The sequence below is a fragment of the Lysinibacillus sp. NPDC097279 genome (assembly GCF_044761745.1).
In the GTDB taxonomy this organism is placed as follows: domain Bacteria; phylum Bacillota; class Bacilli; order Bacillales_A; family Planococcaceae; genus Lysinibacillus.
Map to the genome: position 1 here is coordinate 412,264 of NZ_JBIWDA010000003.1, position 19,727 is coordinate 431,990.

Here is a 19,727-nt window from a genome sequence, read left to right on the forward strand (position 1 = left end):
TCATTCCAGATATTTCACATGGATATGTATGTTCTACTTCTCTTATAATAGAAACGTAGTCATAAAAGTGGCTAATTTATCTAGGAGGTTTTTAGACATGAAACAAAAATATAGCAAATGGGTTGTCGGCGCAGCATCAGCAGCTCTAGTAGCATCAGCAATCGTACCAGTAGCAAGCGCAGCAAGCTTTTCTGATATTGAAACAAGTGATCACAAGGACGCTATCTTAGCATTAGCGGAAGCTAAAATCGTAGGAGGTTACACTGACGGTACATTCAAACCGAACGCAGTGGTAACACGCGGTAACGTAGCAAAATTCTTAGGTAAATGGTTAATTTCTGAAGGATATGAAATTCCAGCTGATTACAAAACAGAAGCTCGTTTCACTGACCTTCCAACTTCAGCTCCAGACCAAGAATTACTACAATATGCAGCACTTGTTAAAGATGCAGGCGTATTCAAAGGGTCTAACAACCAATTAATGTACACAAACAACATGAACCGTGAACAAATGGCAGTAGTATTAGTACGTGCTATCAACACTGTTTACAATGTAGACTTAGTAGCAGATTACAAAGAATCTGACTTCAAATCTGCTATCACAGATTTAGACAAAGCTACAGCAACTGAAAACCGTGAAGCAATTATCGCTTTAGAATATGCTGGACTTACAAACGTTAAAGCGTTCAACCCTAAAAACTCTTTAACTCGTGGTCAATTCGCATCATTCTTACACCGTACAATTACAAAAGTGGGCGAAGCTGCTTTAACTGTTAAAGAAGCTAAAGTTGTTGACGCAACTACATTAGAAGTAACTCTTTCTGATGACACAAAACACACTGTAAAATTAGAAACTCCACTTGAAGAAAACAAAGAAACTAAAGTAGAGTTCGAAATCGAAGGTAAAACTTATTCAGCTGTAGTTACATATGAAGTAACTGAAGTTAAATTAGAATCAGTAAAAGCAGTAAGCTCTAAATCAATCGAAGTAGCATTCAACAAAGCTGTTGACTTTACAGCAGCAGACTTCACAGTAAACAAAGGTTCAGTGAAAGCTAACGTTGCTTCAGTTGTACTTTCTGAAGACAAAAAAACAGCTACAATTGAATTAACTTCTAAATTAACAGAAGGTGAGTACACAGTAACTGTAGCTCAAAAAGAAGCTGATGCTTTAAAAGGCTCTGTAAAAGTAGAAAACGAAAAAGTAGCTAAACTTGATGTATTATCTGATGTTGCAGCATTCACTAGTACAGCTAAAACTGCAGCAACAGTTGGTGTAAAAGTTTCTAACCAATACGGTGAAGACATTACTAAATTAAACCACTCTGACGTAACTGTAACAGTTGCTGGTGCAGCTACTGCTGGTTCATTAAATGCTGATGGTACATTAAATCTTACTTTAGCTGCAGGTGCTAAAGAAGGCGATAACGTTATCATTACATTAGTACACGCTAAAACAGGCGTTACTGCTCAAGCAACAGTTAAATTATCAGCTGTAGCAGCAATTTCTGACATCACTTTCGGTGAACTTTACAATAAAGACGGTAAAACATTATCTCAAGATACTGACTTATCTAAAGATAAATTCTACTTACCAGTAACTACTAAAGACCAATATGGTAAAGAAGTTACAAACCTAACTACTATTAACAACGAAGTTTTATTAACAAACTCTAATCCAGGTGTTGTTACATTAAGCGCTGTTAAAACTGTAACAATCAATGGTAAAGAAGTGAACGTAGTAGAAGTAACAGGTACTAACCTTGCAGGTACTTCTAACCTTATCGCTGTTTCTAAAACAACTGGTAAAAGTGCAACTACTACTGTAGCTGTTTCTGAAGGTGTTAAACTTTCATCTGTATCAGTTTCTGCTCCAACAGAAGTATTATCTGCTAATAAGGATGCATTCTTCCCATTAACAGTTGTTGATACACAAGGTAAAGAAATTAAAACATTAAAAGAATTAGCTGCTGTTAAACAAGATACATTAACTGAATCAGCTGGTTACGATATCGTTGAAGTAACTGGTAAAACTGGTTTATTTGTAAAAGTTCCAGCTAACAAAGTAGAAGCTAACAAAGCTGTGACAGTTGTTGTGACAACTTTATCTGGTAAAGTGTCTACTCAAACAATCGTAGCGAAAGCTGAAGCAAAAGCAACTGTAATTACTGGTTTAAATTCTAAAGTAGCAACTGCTTTACGTGCAAAAGACGTTACAGGTGTAACAGTTAAAAACACTGACTTAGTAGTTGAAGACCAATACGGTCAAGTTATTACTGATACAACTGTATTAGGTGCTATTCAATTTGAAGCATCAGTTGAAGCTGGTTCTGCAAGTGATAAAGCATTCACTGTAACAAACACTGCTAACACTTCAGCTAACATCGTTGCTAAAGCTGGTACTACTGAAACTTCAGGTAAAGTTAGCTTCAAATTATTAGATGGTGCAACTCCAGTTGAATCAAGTGCATTAACAAAAACATTCTCTATCGTTTCTGATGCTCAATTTGCTTCTTATACTGTAGAAGATGTACCAACTATCTATGCTAACGCTGCTGACGGCAACAAAGTAGTAACTGCTTACGATAAAGCTATCGTAGTAAAAGCTAAAACAGCTTCAGGCGAAGTAGTAGAATTAAAAGAAGGTACTGATTTCACTGTAACTGGTAAACCAGCTGCTGGATCTGCAATTACATTTGCTGATAAAGAAACTACTGCTAAAAAGACTGTTACAATCACAATCAATGCTACTGGTGAAGAGTTAACAAAAGAATTAACATACTCTAACGTAGCTCCAAAAGTTGCTAAAGTACAAGTTGTTAAAGAAGGTACTGCAGCTGCTGCAGTAGCAGACGCAACTAAACTTGAAGAAGCAAAAGCTGTTGAATTTACGGCAACTTCTGCATTCAACTTAACTGAATTAGCTAAATTAGTTGACTTCGTAGTAACTGACACTTATGGTGTTGCAGTAGCTGCTGATGAAACTGCTGGCGTAAAAGTAACTCTTGCTGATACAACTGAAGTAACAGCACAAACTTTAACATTAACTAAAGTTTCTGGTGAAGTTGAATTTGCTAACAACGGTACATTAACTGCTGCTGTTTCTAAATTCACTGCTGGTTCTGAATTTAACGCATTAGTTAAATTCGGTGGCGTTGCTGGAAACCTTGTAAAAGTAACTGCTACAACTACATTAAACTAATTGATTAAGTACGAATGTCTTAGCATTTAGCTATTAATGTAAAACTCTAGTCGAGAAATCGACTAGAGTTTTTTTTGTGTTTAGATTACATAACTATAGAAGAATATGAAACTTTTACTATTACCTCCACGTATTATCAAGTATGATAGATAAAATGTGTAGGGGGATGAGCGGATGAAGCGGAACAGTTTATTTCAAGGTGCGATCGTTGCAGCATTAGCAACAAGCGCCATTGTAGTAGTGCCGACAGCACAAGCAGCAGAAGGTTTTAGCGATGTTGATATGTCGAAAGAATATGGGGCTGCGGTAAAAGAATTAGCAGCAAGAGGAATTATTAATGGGTATGCAGATGGTACATTCAAGCCATATGCTGATGTAACACGTGGACAAGCTGCGAAGATTTTAGCTAATTTATTGGCGCTAGATACGCAAAACGTGATAAATCCGCAATTTACGGATGTTCAGGAAAGTGATGAATACTATGGCGCAATTGCTGCTTTAGCTAATGAAGGAATTGCAACTGGCTTTGCGAACGGTAGCTTCGGTGTTAATCAAGCGATTACACGTGAACAGTTGGCGAGTATGTTAACAGCGGCATACCAATTAGCAAATATTGCAGAAGATTGGACACTTCCGTTTACAGATATTGTGAAATACTCTGATGCCTATTATGCAGTTGGACCTTTATTTGAACACAACATTACAAAGGGGATTACAGCAACTACATTTGGTTTAAAAGAAACAGTGAAGCGTTCTCAACTTGCCTTATTTATTCAACGCATAGAGGCGATGCAAGCGAACCGTGTTTTACAGAAATTTTCTGCAAGCGAACTTGGCGCAAGTCAACTTGATGCTTACTCTTATGATAATGTTGCGACGGATGGTGAGCATGAATTTTTCAACATTCATCAAACAACAAATGGCGTAACAGTGGAGGCACTGCGAGAGGGCTCAGGCTACTTCATGTTAATAGGCTACAATATAGATAAGGAAGAAAACTATGAAGTCGTTGAAACGCAAAAATATAAGGTTGTTGTTACGGAAGTAGACGGCAAACTTCAGCTCAATTGCCAGCAAACGGATGAAATAACACCTGGCGTAGCACTGCTTTTTGAGGAGGAGTTAGGATTTGATCCTGCTCACATCAAGCTGACAACTGCAAACGGTTATGAGGTAAGCGATAAAGTCTTTGTGTATCAACCTTACAATTTTGAAGGTTGGGAGGAAGATAGCATTCCAAAAGGCGGCAATTACGAGTTGAAGCTATTGCAGGCAGGGGATTATATAGCGACATTGTCTGATGGCAAAGGTCAATCTGTGCGTGTTGGCATTCGCGCTGAAACGGATGGTTTTGATATGTATACTTCAGCAGCCGTTGAAATAAGTAGCGAATTCATTCCAACAAGTGAAATAGGCTTTACCGTTAAGGATGTTAGCATTGAGCAATATACAGGAGCCACGATTGATCACAAAATTGTTGATGTTGAACATTCAGCAGATGGTGTAACAATTAAACGTGTAGGCAAAGGAGATGCTCTATTCGCCATTCGCCTAAACGGTACAAACGGTGAAAAACTTTATGTACATGGCATGATGTATGAAATAAGCGGTGTAACATCTATGTATTACGAGCTAGCAACGCAACAAGATATGGAAAATTCATGGTGAACCGCCGATAAACTGCTGCTGGAAATCGCCGATAGAACAACTGGAACCGCCGATAAACTGAGGTGAATAGCCGATAGAACCTCAAAAATCGCCGATACCCCTAGTTAAATGGAGCTCTCTTGTATGATGAAAAGTCAATTGTCGTTGACTTTTGTATCATGCAAGAGGGCTTTTTGATTACAAGCTCTGTAACAAAACAAGTGAAATATGAATATTGATATAACTATGACCAATTGTTGTGAATTTACCTCAATCAAAATACATTTTTCCAAAGCATTTAATGAAGGAGGATTACATGAAACCTCATATTTTAATTGCCAGCCCTGTGCGACAAAACCCTTATATTTTGGCATATTTCTTAACTTCCCTGCAATCGTTAAATCAAGATGAACTTGTAGTGGATTTTTTATTTATAGATGATAATGACGATAAACAATCAACAGAACTTTTAGCGTCATTTCAATCGGAAAATGAGCGTGTGAAAATTATTAAATATGATCAGCAAAATGACATTTATATGAAAGATGAAAAAACACATTATTGGACAGATTCACTAATTGAAAAAGTAGCAAAAATGAAAGATGCTATTATAGAGCATGCAATTCAATTCCAGTATGATGGGTTATTCCTTATAGATTCAGATTTAATGTTGTATCCGAATACACTACAAAATTTATGGCATGAACAAAAGGATATCATTTCAAATATTTTCTGGACTAAATGGCAAAAGGATGTTGAAGCATTACCGCAAGTGTGGATGATGGATGAATACACATTATATGAAATAAAAAATGGAGAAAAATTGGAACCGATAGAAATAGCAAATCGAACTGCAGCGTTCATAACGAAATTAAAAGTACCAGGCGTATATGAAGTAGGTGGATTGGGTGCGTGCACATTAATAAGTAGAAAAGCACTTTTAAAAGGTGTTCGTTTTAAACAAATGAACAATTTATCATTTTGGGGTGAGGATCGACATTTTTGCATAAGAGCTGCTGCATTAGATTTACAGCTTTTTGTGGATACTCGTCTTCCTGCATTCCATATTTATAGAGAATCCGAATTACTTGGTGCACAAAAATTTAAAAATGAAATCCTCACGGAAAAAAAGGACAAAGCAACAGTTAGCTTATGTATGATAGTCAAAAATGAAGAACAAGTTTTAGCACACTGTTTATCTTCCGTTCAAGAACTTGTTGATGAAATCATTATTGTAGACACAGGTTCCTCAGATAGAACAAAAGAAATTGCGGGGCAATTCACTAATCATATTTATGATTTTGCCTGGGAAGATGACTTTTCAAAAGCGCGTAATTATTCATTTAGTAAAGCAACCAAAGACTATATTTTATGGTTAGATGCAGATGATATTTTACAGGAAAGCGAAAGACAACGTTTTTTGAGCTTAACAAAAGAGCTCAGCTTTAAAGAAGTGGACAGTGTCATGATGGACTATCACTTAGCATTCGATCAGAACGGAGAGCCAACATATAGCCTAAAAAGAAACAGACTAGTAAAACGTTCATGCAATTTTACTTGGGTTGGTGCTGTCCATGAATACTTAGCTGTGCACGGCAATATAATACAACGCAATATAGCGATTACGCATCGTAAAGAGAAGCCATATACAGATCGAAATATAAAAATATATAAACAAAGAGAAGCGTTAGGAAAGGAATTTTCGGCGCGTGATTTATTTTACTATGGGAATGAATTAAAGGACCATGCCATGTATGAAGAAGCAATCGAAAAATATAAACAATTTTTACTAACAAAACAAGGATGGATAGAAGATGAGATAGCAGCTTGCTTACACATAGCAGACTGTTATGAAGTCCTGCATGCTCCTGATAAACAATTGCAATTTTTATTTAAAACATTGGCATATTATATGCCTCGTCCAGAAGGTTGTTGTCGCTTAGGTGCAAGATTTTTAGTAGATGAACAATATGAACAAGCCATCTATTGGTATGAGCAAGCAATAAACGTGAAAAACCAACCTAAACAAGGAAATTTAATCGACCATGCTGCTTGGACGTGGCTACCGTATGTTCAATTAGCAATTTGTTATGAGCGATTAGGACACAATCAAAAAGCTAAAGAATATCACGAACTAGCAACACACTACCGAGCAACATAATTGTTTGAAAATTGTTTGAGTGCCTGGCACTTAAAAAAGGTATCAAGAATGAACTTTTCTTGATACCTTTTTTGTTCTTAATTAAGTTTTAGAAAATAATATATTTAACGTAGTCTTTCCAGCCAATTTCTTTAAAGTGTTGCCATTCGATTTTTTTAACAGGCATTGAGCAGAAGGAGCGTGCTAAAATGTTGCGCTGTTCATTAGCTAGAATCGGTGTACCTTCATCGAAATAGCTTGTGAAAATCGTTGAATTGGCAGTTGAAAAATCAACGTCAATATCCTCAAGACGGATTTTTCCGTTTTCATCGATAATATATACGCGCTTAGCATCTTTCGCTTTTTTGACCCAAGTAGACTTCACTTTATAAGCATCTAGCGCTTCGTTAACAACAATTGAAGCTTGGCCGACTGTAGAAAATGGAATATTTTCTAACACATCGTCCTGCTGTAATGTTACTTCATAATTAGTTGGTTTCGGCAATTTTGCCGATTTCGCTAGTTCTTTTGCCCATGTGGAGTCATGATTTGTTGCAATCATTTGCTTTTCAAGTACAACACCAGATAAGTCATCTTTAAAATGTTGTAAATCAAAATTAACCGTTTGTCCCGCTAATACTTTTTGCCATTCATCTTCAGATAAGTAAGCGAGCATTGATTTTTCTGTAGAATATACTTCAAATGTCACCGTACCAGCTTCTTCTATAATGTTGGCAATAACGCCATCCACTGGGCTTATCACGCCTTGTCGTGCTTGGATTTGCGCAATTTGTGCATCTATTACGGCAATTTGACGCGTCGCTTCTGCAATGTGACGATTTAAAATAGCAACAGCTGTTGATGGTGAATTTTGTTGGCCTAATTCTAATTTAACTGTGACATTTAATTTATCACTAATTTGGTCTGTATTGATTGAACTTTTCGGATTTGTTTTGTCTCCGAATTCAGATTCTACTTGTGATAAAGCAGATTCTAAATCGCTTAATTCTGTTTCATATGCATCCCGTTCAGCCTCTAGCTTCGTTAATTCATCGTCAACTTCTTCTGTTTTATAAGTTGCTAGAAGATCCGTTGCTTTGATGTCCTGCCCACGCTTTACGTTTACTGCTGATAAAGTTTTGGCATCTGCAGAAATTGTATACGTTTCAGCGGGCGCAACAATCGTATCCTTTTTCACCGTTTCAACTCGGTCACCAGTAGTAGCTCGTTGAAATTCATCTACAAAATACGAACGTGCCACTTTACTATTATCCTTGAAAACGAAGAAGGCATTCACGCCGACTAATAGCGCTATAACAATAATACTCAGGCTTGTCCAAGGTCTGGATTTTATAAAACGCATCATCCTAACCCCCTTGTAATCCATTCTTGTAGTGGTAACACGCTAATCATTCCAACAAAAATAGCCATTATTACTTGGAGTACGATAATTTTTGCTAATAATGCTTTACGATCTGTTGCTTCCTCCCATTTTGAAAGAAACGTAAAGTGTACAATAATCGTCAGTACAGTCGTTACCGTTAACTGATTAATAATGAATAACACAACATCTTTATCTAATACTTGCTGTACAACAGGGGCAAGTGAAAAGAAGGAGAACGTTGTAGAGTAACCAACTGCATAGAACACTGCAAATAAAATGGCCTTTTCGATAAGCAAAAATGCCACCACATATAACTGTACTTTTTGAATCCATTTGTAAGGAATGTCCGTTAATAGATGTAATATATATGTAACGCCATAATAGTGGAAGCAAAAATAAATGATTCCCCAAACAATTGCTCCGACCATTGATAGCAAACGGGCAGTATAGTATTCATTCTGGTGATTCATTGCAAATAATGATGTTAAGCTTTCAGTGCCCATTCCCCAAAACTCGCGTATCACAAAAAGGAGCAAAAAGAGGATGAAAACCGTAAATGATCGTTTTTTATAGCCCCTTATTTCTCCTGACTCAATAGCCTGTGTAAAGTTCGTGGGGTGCGTTAAGCTATGCCAAAACTTGTAGTGATAAAACATATCTAGCTCCCTTTCTAGTAAATTAAATATTAAAGATGTAGTATACACCTAGTTACTGGTAAATGACATAGTATAAATGCTAGTTTTTTTCAGGAATTTTCTCGATATGGTGGGACTTTAATTCGGCTCAATTCCTTATACCCGATGCGGGATAAATGCGTCTAATCCAATTATATAGTATCCTAACAATAACTTCCTTTAAAAAGTCTATTCTATCTAAAAATAGCAATTATCTGTAAGTTAGTAAAGGAAGTACGTGAGTTTACTAGATTAGCTTGAAATCAAGTGATGCATACCGATACTTAATATAGTAGATTCGCAACAATAAATAATACATATCTATGTTCTCATATAACGCAATAAGAAAGGATGAGCAAGTTGAATAAACCATTAAAAGTGGGTGTCCTAACAAGTCTGTTATTAACACCAACTGCACTTGCGAATGCGCAAGAAGCACAACCGCAAACAGTATCACAACCTGAGCAAGTAGCTTATGTAAATACCGTAGCAGCAACAGATACAAGAAGTAAAACGATTGAACAATTTGGTAAGCTTTCAGAAACATCATCAGCCAATGACATGGTCATTGCAGACGGAGACGTAAAAGTTTTAAGCACGACTGATTTCAATGAAAATGAACGAGCATTTATTGAAGCAAAGTATGATTATGTAGTAGAACAACGAAAGTTCGTTAAGGAATTAACTGATATTGGTAAAAGCATCAATGCATTGTCGTATACAAGTAAAACATTTGTAGCGGATGTTGCAAAAGTTCAAGAAGTCTATGACAAATTTTTAATACCCTATCTTACTGTTCAAGAAACTTTTAATGACGCTGTTAATACAGCATTAGCAGCTGAGGATGCTAAGGGCATTGTATCGGCTGTTCGAGGGACATCTTTGCAATACGGCTACGACGATGCTGAACGTAACAATTATTTTAAAAAGAGCGGAGCAGATATCGCAAAGCTAGCAAAATTAAACGCGGATGCAACTGCAGCGAAAATAACAACTGACCAATTAGATGCTTTTGTTCGCGTACTAGAAAATACGTCATCAACTTCTACTCAAATCGCTGAAGCAGCCAATGAAGTAACGACAAGCTACAGTACACTGACAACAGACCAAAAGAAAATTATTACAGCCTATAACCCGAATACTACGTCAGTGACGCCATATAAAAAATATACAGATGTATTAGCTAACTTATCTTCTGCAGATAAAATAGTTGCAAGTATTACACAACTGATCGCAAAAAAACCAGAAGACTTCCCAACGGCTGCAAGCTTTATTAGTGCTGTAACGGCCATTGAAACAGCTTATAACAATTTAAAGGATGCAGATACAAAACGCTTAGTATCGAATTACAATGACCTACTGCCATATCAAGCTGCAGTTACTGTTTCCAAACAAATTACTGCATTACGTATTTCCAATACTGATGCGTATCGTACTGCAGTAACGGCGGCAAAGGCGGAATACGATCAGTTAACTAAAAAAGATTTCGTGAAAAATGCGGCTGATTTACAATTAGCTGAAGCGAATATTGCAGCAGCAAAAGAAATTGAAAAACTTATTTCTGGCATTGCGACAGCTCCAGATGTCATTACTAAAATCGAAGAAGCGCGAGCTGCCTACAACACACCTGTAGCACTAGATGGTCAAAAAATCGACGCAGCAAGTGTGAAAAAAATCGTTAACAATTTGGCAGAGCTAACAAGCTGGGAAAGCTCAAATAAGGCAGTACTAAATGTCATTACCCTTGTTGAAAAACTAGATCCAGCAGCAAAGGATTATACAAAAAAGGCAAAGGCCGCTCACACTGCTTACTTAAAATTAGATACAGCAAAGCGTGAGTTCGTAAAAGGCTATAAAGATAGTAAATTAAAAGACCAAGTAGATGCAATGAGTCTCATCGATCCTATTTTGGCTTTAAATACCTCACGTAAAGATTACAAAGAAACTGTTTCTTCTTTGAAAACAGAATATAATAAACTATCGCCTGAAGCGCAAAAATTAGTGACGAACTATCCAGCTCTTTTAACTGCGGAAAGCTATATCACTACAGCTCAGCAGTTTGACGATAAAGTGATTGCATTGGCAAATGAATCAGATGCAACATTCGTTGCAAAAGTAGTGGAGTTGTCTGCAGAATATAAAGCAATGGACAAAAATGCGAAAAAATTAGTGACGCAATATAAAACATTAACGACGTACGAGAAAAATAACGCTAATGTTGTGAAAGTAATTAATTTAATCGCTGCTCTAAATCCAACGAACAAAGATTATACGAAAAAGGTAATCGCAGCTCGTAAAGCCTTTAATGCCTTAGATACAGCATCTCAAAAGCGTGTAACAAACTATGAACAGTTAACATCTGTAGAAGATGTGGCATCTTTAATTGGCTTAATTGAAACGTTGAAGCCAACGAGCAAGACATTTTTAAACGATTTAAAAACAGCTCGTGCAAACTACGATGCATTACCTCAAGACAAACAGCAAGCAATCATTAACTATGAAAAGCTTGTAACAGCAGAAGCAGAGCTAACATCTGCAAGTACAGTCATCGCTTTAATAGATGCGGCAGTTCCTGGAGAGGAAAACTATTTAACAAAATTAATGAATGCACGTGTTGCTTATGACAAACTATCAACAGGCCAAAAAAAGCTTGTCTCTAATGTAAAGTTATTAACGGATCGTGAAAAACAAGTAAAACCAATTTTAAATGTCATGGTGCAAATCGATAACTTAGACCCAAGCTCAAATAACTTTGTAAGTAAAGTGAATGCCGCGCAAAAAGCGTATGAAAAATTGACTAAAGACCAAAAGGCGTATGTGAGCAACATGGCGACGCTACAAAGCTACGAACCGTTAGCAAAGGTTATTGAATTAATTGGTAAGCTAAAATCATCGAGTAAAACATTCCATACGGATACTGTACAAGCACGTGCTTTATATGATGCGCTAAGTAAGGACATGCAGCAGTATGTCACAAACTATAAGCAGTTACAAGCTGCTGAAACAAGTATTTTAGGTGCAGGAAATGTGCAACGAATGATTGAGGAATTGCCATATATTGAGCCACATCAATATGTAAAACGCATTGAGGAAATTCGTGCAGCCTATAATGCATTACCTAAAGATCAGCAATTGGCAGTCGAAAATTATAAAACATTACAAGATCAAGAAAAAATTATTAAGCCTGTTATTAGTGTAATCAATGAGATTGATAAGCTGATGACATCGAAAAATATGGATAGTCAATATCAAAAGATTTTAAAAGCATATGATAATTTAAACGCGACACAACGCAAATACGTTTATAATGAGCAGCTGCTTCTGTCATTAGATAATGTCATTAAAGTGTACAAAAGTATTGCGGCTTTAAAACCAAGCGATAAAATGTACTTTGGTATGATTGAGTCCGTACGTAAAGATTACGATAGTTTAAATACAACAGATAAACAAAGAGTATCAAATTATTCAATTTTACTAGAAGCAGAGAAAAACATGAGTGAAGTGAAAAAGGTTGTGGAGCTTATCGCAAGCCTTTCTCCAACATCAAGTACGTATATTCAAGATGTAGCGAACGCAGTAGCCGCGTATAAAGCACTAGACTCAAAAGTAAGAGGACAAGTTATCAACTACGATAAGTTGAAAATTGCTGAAAAAGATATAGCTGCTGTTCTAAAAGTGGTGGATGCTATTGCTGAATTAGATCCTGATGCAAAAACATTTGAAAAGAAAGTCATTGCTGCACAAAAACTTTATAGTTCACTATCACTTGAACAACAAGATTTAGTTTATAACTACCGTATTTTACAAGAGCATATAAAAGAATTAGGGCTGTAATAGAGAATGAAAAGAGGGCATGCCCTCTTTTCATTATTTTTCGATAGAGGTCAATCAATTTAAAAGGGGCGAAGGACAATGAAAATAAAGCACAAATACGCATGGGCATTTGCTACGGCTTTAGTTGTGGCACCTTGTGTAGCAGTCATTCCGACTCAAGCGGCTGTAATGCCATTTGTAGATATTAAAAAAAGCGATCGTGACATGGAGCTGTACAATGCAGTAAGCGAACTGTACAGCAAAGGAATCGTATTTGGTACAACGTCTACAACATTTAGCCCTTATCAACAATTAACACGTGGGGAAGCAGCTTATTTTTTAGCACAAGCACTTCATTTACAAACGTCCAATGTTGAGAATCCTGGCTTTAGCGATGTTCCAACTACACATCCATACTATGGACCAATTGCAGCACTTGCAGCGAATGGTATTATCCAAAAAGGTACGCATTATCATCCAAATGCTTCAATTAAACGTAGCCAAATGGCCAAAATGTTGACATTAGGTTTCCATTTAAAACAAGCGACATCATTAACTGCTTCTTTTACAGATTTTACGAAGGATGCTGAAACCGATCGTTATATTCAAACGTTATTAGATTATGGCATTACACAAGGTACTAGCGCTACGACGTTTTCGCCATATACGGATGTTCGACGTGGTCAAATGGCTTTATTCCTTTATCGTATGCTACAAAAAAATAACGATGGCTTTTACATTATTGGGGTAGAATAGCAGGAAAAACATCACTCTTAGAAAAGAAAAATCTTTAGGGTGATTTTTTAAAATCGTAGTAGGAAAAAACAGGTAATAATGGTATGTTTATATATAAGGAATATGGGTATAGAAAATCAATTATCCGAAAGAACTAGCTGTCATAAACTGTTGAGAAATCGGAAATTAATTAACAACTCCATACATATATAGGAGGTAGCTATGTTAAAAAAAGTATCTAGTATTGTCGGAATGTCGCTTATTTTGCTGGCTACTCCATTTGCATTACCTCTACCAAATAGCTCAAACGTTGCGTTAGCGGCAGAGGAGGCAAAGGATATTTCGCCTTCACATTGGGCGAGAAGCTCGATTCAGCACATGTTAGATAAGCAATATATGACAACATATGAGGATGGTACGTTTAAGCCAGAGCAAGCAATAACAAGAGCAGAGGCAGCAGCGGCCATTGCCCGTTCGATGCAACTGAAGACGAGTGTGTCTGCTAAGCCTAATTTTGTAGATTTACAAGCAGATCATCCATTTTATAAGGAGATTTGCGCACTAGTAGAATTAGGGATATTGCAGAATGGTGATTGCTTTAATCCAGATGCACCATTGAAGCGCATGCAAATCGCTAAAATGTTAACGCTTGCATATAAAATTGAGGTGGATTCTCAAAATAATAGTAAGTTTAGTGATGTTTCGGATAGCCATTGGGCAAAAGATTACATTGAATCACTTGCAGATGTCGGTATTATTAAAGGGGTCAACGCAAAACAATTTGCACCTAATCTTTTAGTAACACGAGCGCAATTTGCATCTCTAGTGGAACGAAGCTTGGACTTTACAACGACGCTAACTAATTATGAAATAGCCTATGACTATTTATCAAAGTCTTATATTCCGACAAAAAACTACTCAGCAACGTTGTCTAATGAAGTGTTAAATTTAGTCAATAACGAAAGACAAAAAAGGAAGCTGCCGATACTTACTTATGATGGAGCTTTAACACAAGTTGCCGTTATTAAGGCACAGGATATGGTGAATCGACGTTATTTTGAACACGAATCACCTTACTACGGCATGCCATGGGATTTAGCTACTTTATTTGATTATCCATATACAAGTTTAGGAGAAAATATAGGTAGAAATATTCCAACCCCTGAGGCGGCTGTTAAAGCATGGATGGCATCACCACCCCACCGTGAAAATATTTTGAGAGAAAATTATACAAATACGGGAGTAGCTATTGCAGTCGATAGCAAAGGCATTTACTATTGGGTCCAGCTATTTTCCAGTCAATAACTAGACTAGAAAGCGGTAATTGCCTGAGGGCTACGAAAGTTCATAGCGTATAGCTACTAAAGGAAGCTCTACCAATAATGGTGGAGCTTTTTATTGTACGATGGAGAGGAGGAATAGACGATGAAATATACTAAAAACTATATTGATAACTACTTTCATAACATTCACGAATATAGTTCTATGGCTGAGTTATTTCTTATTGCATATGGTGAATTAAAAGAACAAAACAATTTGCCTGATTGGTTTGTTGAATTAAGAGAGATGATGAATTGGCAATCTCAGTCCAATAGATCGGGCGTTTGGACATATTATGAAATAGTAAATAATTCTTCAGCTACTACACTTATAGGTAAACTAAAAGGAAAAGAAGAAATTGAAATTCTTCCTATATATAAGATGGGGCTAAATAAATATAATGACGAAACGATCATGGAGCATATTGATAAATGGATTTCGGAAAATGAAGAGAGAATTTATCGATATATAACTGCTATATTGATGAGCAATAAAGACTGGTTTTATAATATCTAACTTAAAACGAACAAGCAGGACATAGCATTAATTAGAATGTTATGTCCTTTTACTTGGATAAAATTCAAGCTCCTTAGACAGTAAAATTAATTTTGGATTTTCTCACTTTAAATTTACCATCCCTTTTTCTGATAGTATTCGACTTTGCATGTCTGTATTTGTTGAACGATTTTTAAAGGAATGGACCCTTTTTTTGCGGAATTTATGTATATAGAAGAGATGGATGTCATGTCTACTATAGCCGTATAAAGCGTTCCCACCAGCGAATGTAGAATTATAAAGTTAAGGATATTTTCGTGTAAAATGCCAATGACTCAATTTACTTCTGAGAGGGTGATGTTATGTTAAATGGTGAAAAGTTAGTACAATCTATAATTATTTTATATGGAGACTTGCTACAAGTAGAAGTCGCTTATTTTACTGCTAAAGGTAAAATTTTAGCAACAGATGAGTATAGAAAAAGAAAAGGGGAGCAAGTGCATTTACCCTTTTTCCAAAAGTACTATTCCGAGCCATTTCAATACGTGCAAAGACCTGGAAAAATGAAAACATGCTCTGGGTGTAGGTTTCAAAACAATTGTCCTTCAAAAGTAGAAATACTGATGAATTTAGTTAAAGATGATCGGCATTTTGGGTATTTAACATTTGTAAGTTTTACAGATGAAGGGGAAAGAAAATTATCTACTGAACAAAAGAAATATCAATACTGGTTAGCTCGTTTAGGGGAAATAGTGATTAATGTTCTAAATAACGAGGGGTCTTATTTATTATTTGAAACAAAAAAAGGATTTGATACAAAATATGTACTTGGAGATGCACCTTATTTGCAATTTATTAAAACCAAACTAAATAGTATTGCAAATAGTTCCTCTTCCATTGTTATCACTGGAGAAACAGGCACTGGTAAAAGTTTACTAGCTAATCATATTCATTCAAACAGTATTACGCATAAAGGGAAATTTGTAGAGTTAAACTGTGCTAGTATTCCAGAAACTTTATTTGAAAGTGAATTATTTGGCTATGAGGAGGGCGCATTTACTGGCGCTAGGAGAAAAGGAAAACAAGGTTATTTTGAAATTGCAGATAAAGGTACCTTATTCCTTGATGAAATTACCGAATTACCGTTGCATCTTCAAGCTAAACTATTATCGGTTTTACAAAATGGACTTATTTATAGAGTGGGGGCAATTGAGCCTAGAAAGGTAAATGTAAGAATTATTGCTGCAACAAATAGACCTTTAGAGGAAATGGTGAAAAAAGGAGAATTTCGAGCAGATTTATATTATCGATTAAATGTGATTCCTTTAACTTTACCTCCATTAAAAGAGAGAAAAGGTGAAATGGAGTACTTAATTTTTACATTACTAGAAAAAATCCAACATAAAACAGGTAAATATATTAACGATTTTACAGACGAATTTTTAGAAGAATTGAATGCTTATGATTGGCCAGGTAACATAAGAGAATTAGAAAATGTTTTAGAATATAGTATGGTCATGGAAGATTCATTGCAATTAACAAAAGACAGTTTACCTGGCTATATAATTGAGCATAATAGGATGCAACATTCCCACGTTACGCCTCCTAAATTATTAAGAAATATGGAAATGGAATTAATCAATCAAAAGTTATCTGAGTACGGAAATGACGCTGCGGGCAAGGAGCGTCTTGCAGAAGAGTTAGGCATTAGTACAAGGACGCTTTATCGAAAATTAAAAAGTAATTAACAGGCAGTCGACTCCCACTACGGGCGGCATCATTGCACTCTAAATTGTTTGAGTGCCTGACACTTAAACCTACTATGCTATATGCACAGAAAAAAAGAGATGCTCATTTGAGCATCTCTTTTTGACTATACAGTTAACCTTTTAATCGGATAACTCGCCGTCACGCACGATATATTATATGTTTAAATAATAACATATATGCTTTAATTATTAAAGAAAAATCACAACTCTATGGATAGAAGGCTAGTTGCATTTCCCTATACTAAGCCATTTAGAAAGTTTGTTTTCTCCCATTCTTTCGAATATTTTCATCATTAACTGTCTTTCTCTTTTTGAATTACATCTTTTATAATAAAAATCATTCATCAACTTCCTTATGTTTTTTAAATCTTCGAATTGAGAAATAACTAACAAAGTATCATAAAGTTTTATTTCATAATAAGTAGGTAATCCCCGGATATTTGTTTTTGGTCTCAATCCTAAATCATTAATCATTCCTGCATCTATTCTTATATTTTTTGCTGTACGGTATCTATTAACCAGTTGGAAATGTGCACAAGTATTACGTAAGTCAATAAAGATTCGTATTGAATTAATAAATTTTTGTTTATCTATGTACTTCATTCCCATATCTTCAATGACTTTTTCAAATACGTCCTTTTCATAACCTAATAAAAGTTTGAATACAGCACCAAATTCAAGTACTTTAATTAACATCCAAAAAGGCGGAGAATCATAAGTAGACAAAAAAGTGTATTTTGCCTTGCTAAACTCAATAAAGGTTCTATACGTAACCCCGTTATATCGAATGTTAGTTTTAAATATTTTATGATTCTTAATAGATTTAGCAATATCGCTAGGTAAACTTAAATGATTATTAGCAGGATTTGTGTAATTGCTCAAATTAATGTAACAATCTGCATCGGCAGCAGTTCGAAAATATTTTTCGCAAAATCTGTATGCCATTGATGTTTTTAAGCGAGTTTCAAATTTATCTAAAAGCTTTAATAGCTCAATGTTCAATTTTTTATCTAAATCATACAACAATAAAAAATCCTCAAAGTAATATCCTTCGAATTCTTTATCTATCGCTTTATCGTCCTTTAATAAAAGTGTTTCAAAACCATTAATTAAATCAAAATAGTTTTTTTCTAATAAATGACGTTTAGCTTTTTGTTCATCTCTAATGATTAATTTTCTTCCTTTTAATAAAGCAATTTGTTCATCTAAAGATTTAAATGTTTTAGTTACGTGTAATCGGTTGCTCATTTCATCGCCCCTATATTCTCTCTATAGTATTATACTAGTCATTTTCTTAGACTTTTATTCTACATTTTTATATGAATTTCTATTTTATTTTTCAATTTCTTGTTTTATTTTGTAGATAGTTGTCTTTGAAACCCCTGTAACTCTCTAAGTTTGAATACACTCTTGTATTTAAGATAGGCATATTGATTGCTGCAATATCAATTTCATTTTTCTTTTCTTTAAATCATTCCTCCTACCTTTTCTATTTTTAAAATTTATTTATCTTCAATTTTTATATTTTTATGCTTATTTTATCAGAAAGCTAAATCATTAAGGCTTCTTCTAAAGGAACTATTAGATAGTTCTTAATTAACTTCATTAAAAAACTGAATATTATGACAAAAACAACATTTGAAATGACAGATGTGTCAAAAAATACTGATGAATTATTTATGAATCTCGTAAAATCAGCTTTTTTAATTTGGCATGGTTTTTGCATTATATACATTGAGAAACAAAAAAGGGGGTACATTTATTTGCTAGATTACTTCGAATTAGGTGGGAAGATTGCAGTAGTAACAGGGGGAGCTTCAGGAATAGGTCTTGCAACCGCTAAATTGCTAAGTGAGGTGGGGACGAAAACAATTATTCTTGATATCGATCAGCAAAAGGGAATGGAAACAGAAGAAACATTGCGAGCTGCGGGCTTAGATATTGAGTTTCTAAAGTGTGATGTCACAAACTCACAAGATTGCCAGCGTGTGGCGGGGTTACTTGAAGAAAAGCATGGAAACGTCGATGTGCTCTTTAATAATGCAGGCATTATACGTAGAAAAACAGTTGTAGATCTAGATGAATCTGATTGGGATGCTGTCATTAATGTTTCTTTAAAAGGTGTTTACCTACTTTCTAAATATTTGATTCCACTTATGCGGAACAACGGAGGCGGCAGTATTATCAATACTGGTTCTGGCTGGGGACTAAAAGGTGGAGACAAAGCGGCATCTTACTGTGCTGCGAAAGCAGGGGTTGTCAATTTAACGAAAGCTATGGCTATCGACCATGGATCAGAGAACATTCGCGTAAATTGTATTTGCCCTGGAGATACAGATACGCCGTTACTGCGTGGGGAGGCAAAACAATTAGATATAGAGGAGTCTAGTTTTCTTCGTAGTTCGGCTGTAGATAGACCATTGGCAAGGTTGGGCACACCTGAAGATATTGCGAAGGGGGTATTATTCCTTGCAAGTGGTTTATCTGCTTGGGTTACTGGAACGACATTAACCGTTGATGGTGGCGGCTTAGCATAAAAAAATTTAGG

The 19,727-nt window shown here is 35.6% G+C and carries 12 protein-coding genes; 9 read left to right on the forward strand and 3 right to left on the reverse strand.

What is annotated here, in order from left to right; all coding sequences use genetic code 11:
• The first annotated feature begins 97 nt into the window (after window positions 1–97).
• The 3 genes from ACIQ1H_RS15630 (at window position 98) to ACIQ1H_RS15640 (ending at window position 7,010) form a co-directional block, all read left to right on the forward strand.
• Entirely contained in the window at window positions 98–3,202 is a 3,105-nt protein-coding gene (locus tag ACIQ1H_RS15630; protein WP_402889925.1) for an S-layer homology domain-containing protein, read from the forward strand.
• Between the two features lie 174 nt (window positions 3,203–3,376).
• On the forward strand, window positions 3,377–4,870 hold the full coding sequence (locus tag ACIQ1H_RS15635; protein ID WP_402889926.1) for an S-layer homology domain-containing protein: 1,494 nt from the start codon (window positions 3,377–3,379) through the stop codon (window positions 4,868–4,870).
• 295 nt (window positions 4,871–5,165) lie between these two features.
• The gene (locus ACIQ1H_RS15640; RefSeq protein WP_402889928.1) at window positions 5,166–7,010 is read left to right on the forward strand and encodes a glycosyltransferase; all 1,845 of its coding nucleotides are present in this window, start codon (window positions 5,166–5,168) and stop codon (window positions 7,008–7,010) included.
• 88 nt (window positions 7,011–7,098) lie between these two features.
• On the opposite strand, the gene ACIQ1H_RS15645 is transcribed toward ACIQ1H_RS15640, so the two are convergent.
• Together ACIQ1H_RS15645 and ACIQ1H_RS15650 are read right to left on the reverse strand one after the other, a co-directional pair.
• On the reverse strand, window positions 7,099–8,355 hold the full coding sequence (locus ACIQ1H_RS15645; RefSeq protein ID WP_402889930.1) for an efflux RND transporter periplasmic adaptor subunit: 1,257 nt from the start codon (window positions 8,353–8,355) through the stop codon (window positions 7,099–7,101).
• Window positions 8,352–8,876 (reverse strand): hypothetical protein, encoded by a 525-nt coding sequence (locus ACIQ1H_RS15650; RefSeq protein WP_402889931.1) that lies wholly within the window; start codon window positions 8,874–8,876, stop codon window positions 8,352–8,354. The genes ACIQ1H_RS15645 and ACIQ1H_RS15650 overlap by 4 nt, the downstream gene beginning before the upstream one ends.
• Window positions 8,877–9,407: 531 nt before the next feature.
• Here ACIQ1H_RS15650 and ACIQ1H_RS15655 point away from each other — a divergent pair.
• From ACIQ1H_RS15655 to ACIQ1H_RS15675, 5 genes are all read left to right on the forward strand, one after another.
• Entirely contained in the window at window positions 9,408–12,881 is a 3,474-nt protein-coding gene (locus ACIQ1H_RS15655; RefSeq protein WP_402889932.1) for a hypothetical protein, read from the forward strand.
• 78 nt (window positions 12,882–12,959) lie between these two features.
• A complete protein-coding gene (locus ACIQ1H_RS15660; RefSeq protein ID WP_402889933.1) occupies window positions 12,960–13,616 on the forward strand; it encodes an S-layer homology domain-containing protein in 657 nt (218 codons plus the stop codon).
• 201 nt (window positions 13,617–13,817) lie between these two features.
• A complete protein-coding gene (locus ACIQ1H_RS15665; RefSeq protein WP_402889935.1) occupies window positions 13,818–14,900 on the forward strand; it encodes a CAP and S-layer homology domain-containing protein in 1,083 nt (360 codons plus the stop codon).
• Window positions 14,901–15,020: 120 nt separating this feature from the next.
• Window positions 15,021–15,431 carry a hypothetical protein gene (locus tag ACIQ1H_RS15670; protein ID WP_402889936.1) on the forward strand — a complete coding sequence of 137 codons (411 nt, stop codon included), beginning with the start codon at window positions 15,021–15,023 and terminating at the stop codon, window positions 15,429–15,431.
• Window positions 15,432–15,772: 341 nt separating this feature from the next.
• A complete protein-coding gene (locus ACIQ1H_RS15675) occupies window positions 15,773–17,158 on the forward strand; it encodes a sigma-54 interaction domain-containing protein (RefSeq protein WP_337982069.1) in 1,386 nt (461 codons plus the stop codon).
• A gap of 243 nt (window positions 17,159–17,401) precedes the next feature.
• Here ACIQ1H_RS15675 and ACIQ1H_RS15680 read toward each other — a convergent pair whose 3' ends face one another.
• Window positions 17,402–18,427 carry an Abi family protein gene (locus ACIQ1H_RS15680; protein ID WP_402889938.1) on the reverse strand — a complete coding sequence of 342 codons (1,026 nt, stop codon included), beginning with the start codon at window positions 18,425–18,427 and terminating at the stop codon, window positions 17,402–17,404.
• Window positions 18,428–18,942: 515 nt separating this feature from the next.
• On the opposite strand from ACIQ1H_RS15680, the gene ACIQ1H_RS15685 reads away from it, so the two are divergent.
• Window positions 18,943–19,716 (forward strand): SDR family NAD(P)-dependent oxidoreductase, encoded by a 774-nt coding sequence (locus tag ACIQ1H_RS15685; RefSeq protein ID WP_402889940.1) that lies wholly within the window; start codon window positions 18,943–18,945, stop codon window positions 19,714–19,716.
• The last annotated feature ends 11 nt before the right edge of the window (window positions 19,717–19,727 follow it).

Excerpts from the sequence above, each read along its gene's own strand:
- ACIQ1H_RS15630 (WP_402889925.1), top strand. The coding sequence starts at position 98 with ATGAAACAAAAATATAGCAAATGGGTTGTCGGCGCAGCATCAGCAGCT.
- ACIQ1H_RS15635 (WP_402889926.1), top strand. The coding sequence starts at position 3,377 with ATGAAGCGGAACAGTTTATTTCAAGGTGCGATCGTTGCAGCATTAGCA.
- ACIQ1H_RS15640 (WP_402889928.1), top strand. The coding sequence starts at position 5,166 with ATGAAACCTCATATTTTAATTGCCAGCCCTGTGCGACAAAACCCTTAT.
- ACIQ1H_RS15645 (WP_402889930.1), bottom strand. The coding sequence starts at position 8,355 with ATGATGCGTTTTATAAAATCCAGACCTTGGACAAGCCTGAGTATTATT.
- ACIQ1H_RS15650 (WP_402889931.1), bottom strand. The coding sequence starts at position 8,876 with ATGGGCACTGAAAGCTTAACATCATTATTTGCAATGAATCACCAGAAT.
- ACIQ1H_RS15660 (WP_402889933.1), top strand. The coding sequence starts at position 12,960 with ATGAAAATAAAGCACAAATACGCATGGGCATTTGCTACGGCTTTAGTT.
- ACIQ1H_RS15665 (WP_402889935.1), top strand. The coding sequence starts at position 13,818 with ATGTTAAAAAAAGTATCTAGTATTGTCGGAATGTCGCTTATTTTGCTG.
- ACIQ1H_RS15670 (WP_402889936.1), top strand. The coding sequence starts at position 15,021 with ATGAAATATACTAAAAACTATATTGATAACTACTTTCATAACATTCAC.
- ACIQ1H_RS15675 (WP_337982069.1), top strand. The coding sequence starts at position 15,773 with ATGTTAAATGGTGAAAAGTTAGTACAATCTATAATTATTTTATATGGA.
- ACIQ1H_RS15680 (WP_402889938.1), bottom strand. The coding sequence starts at position 18,427 with ATGAGCAACCGATTACACGTAACTAAAACATTTAAATCTTTAGATGAA.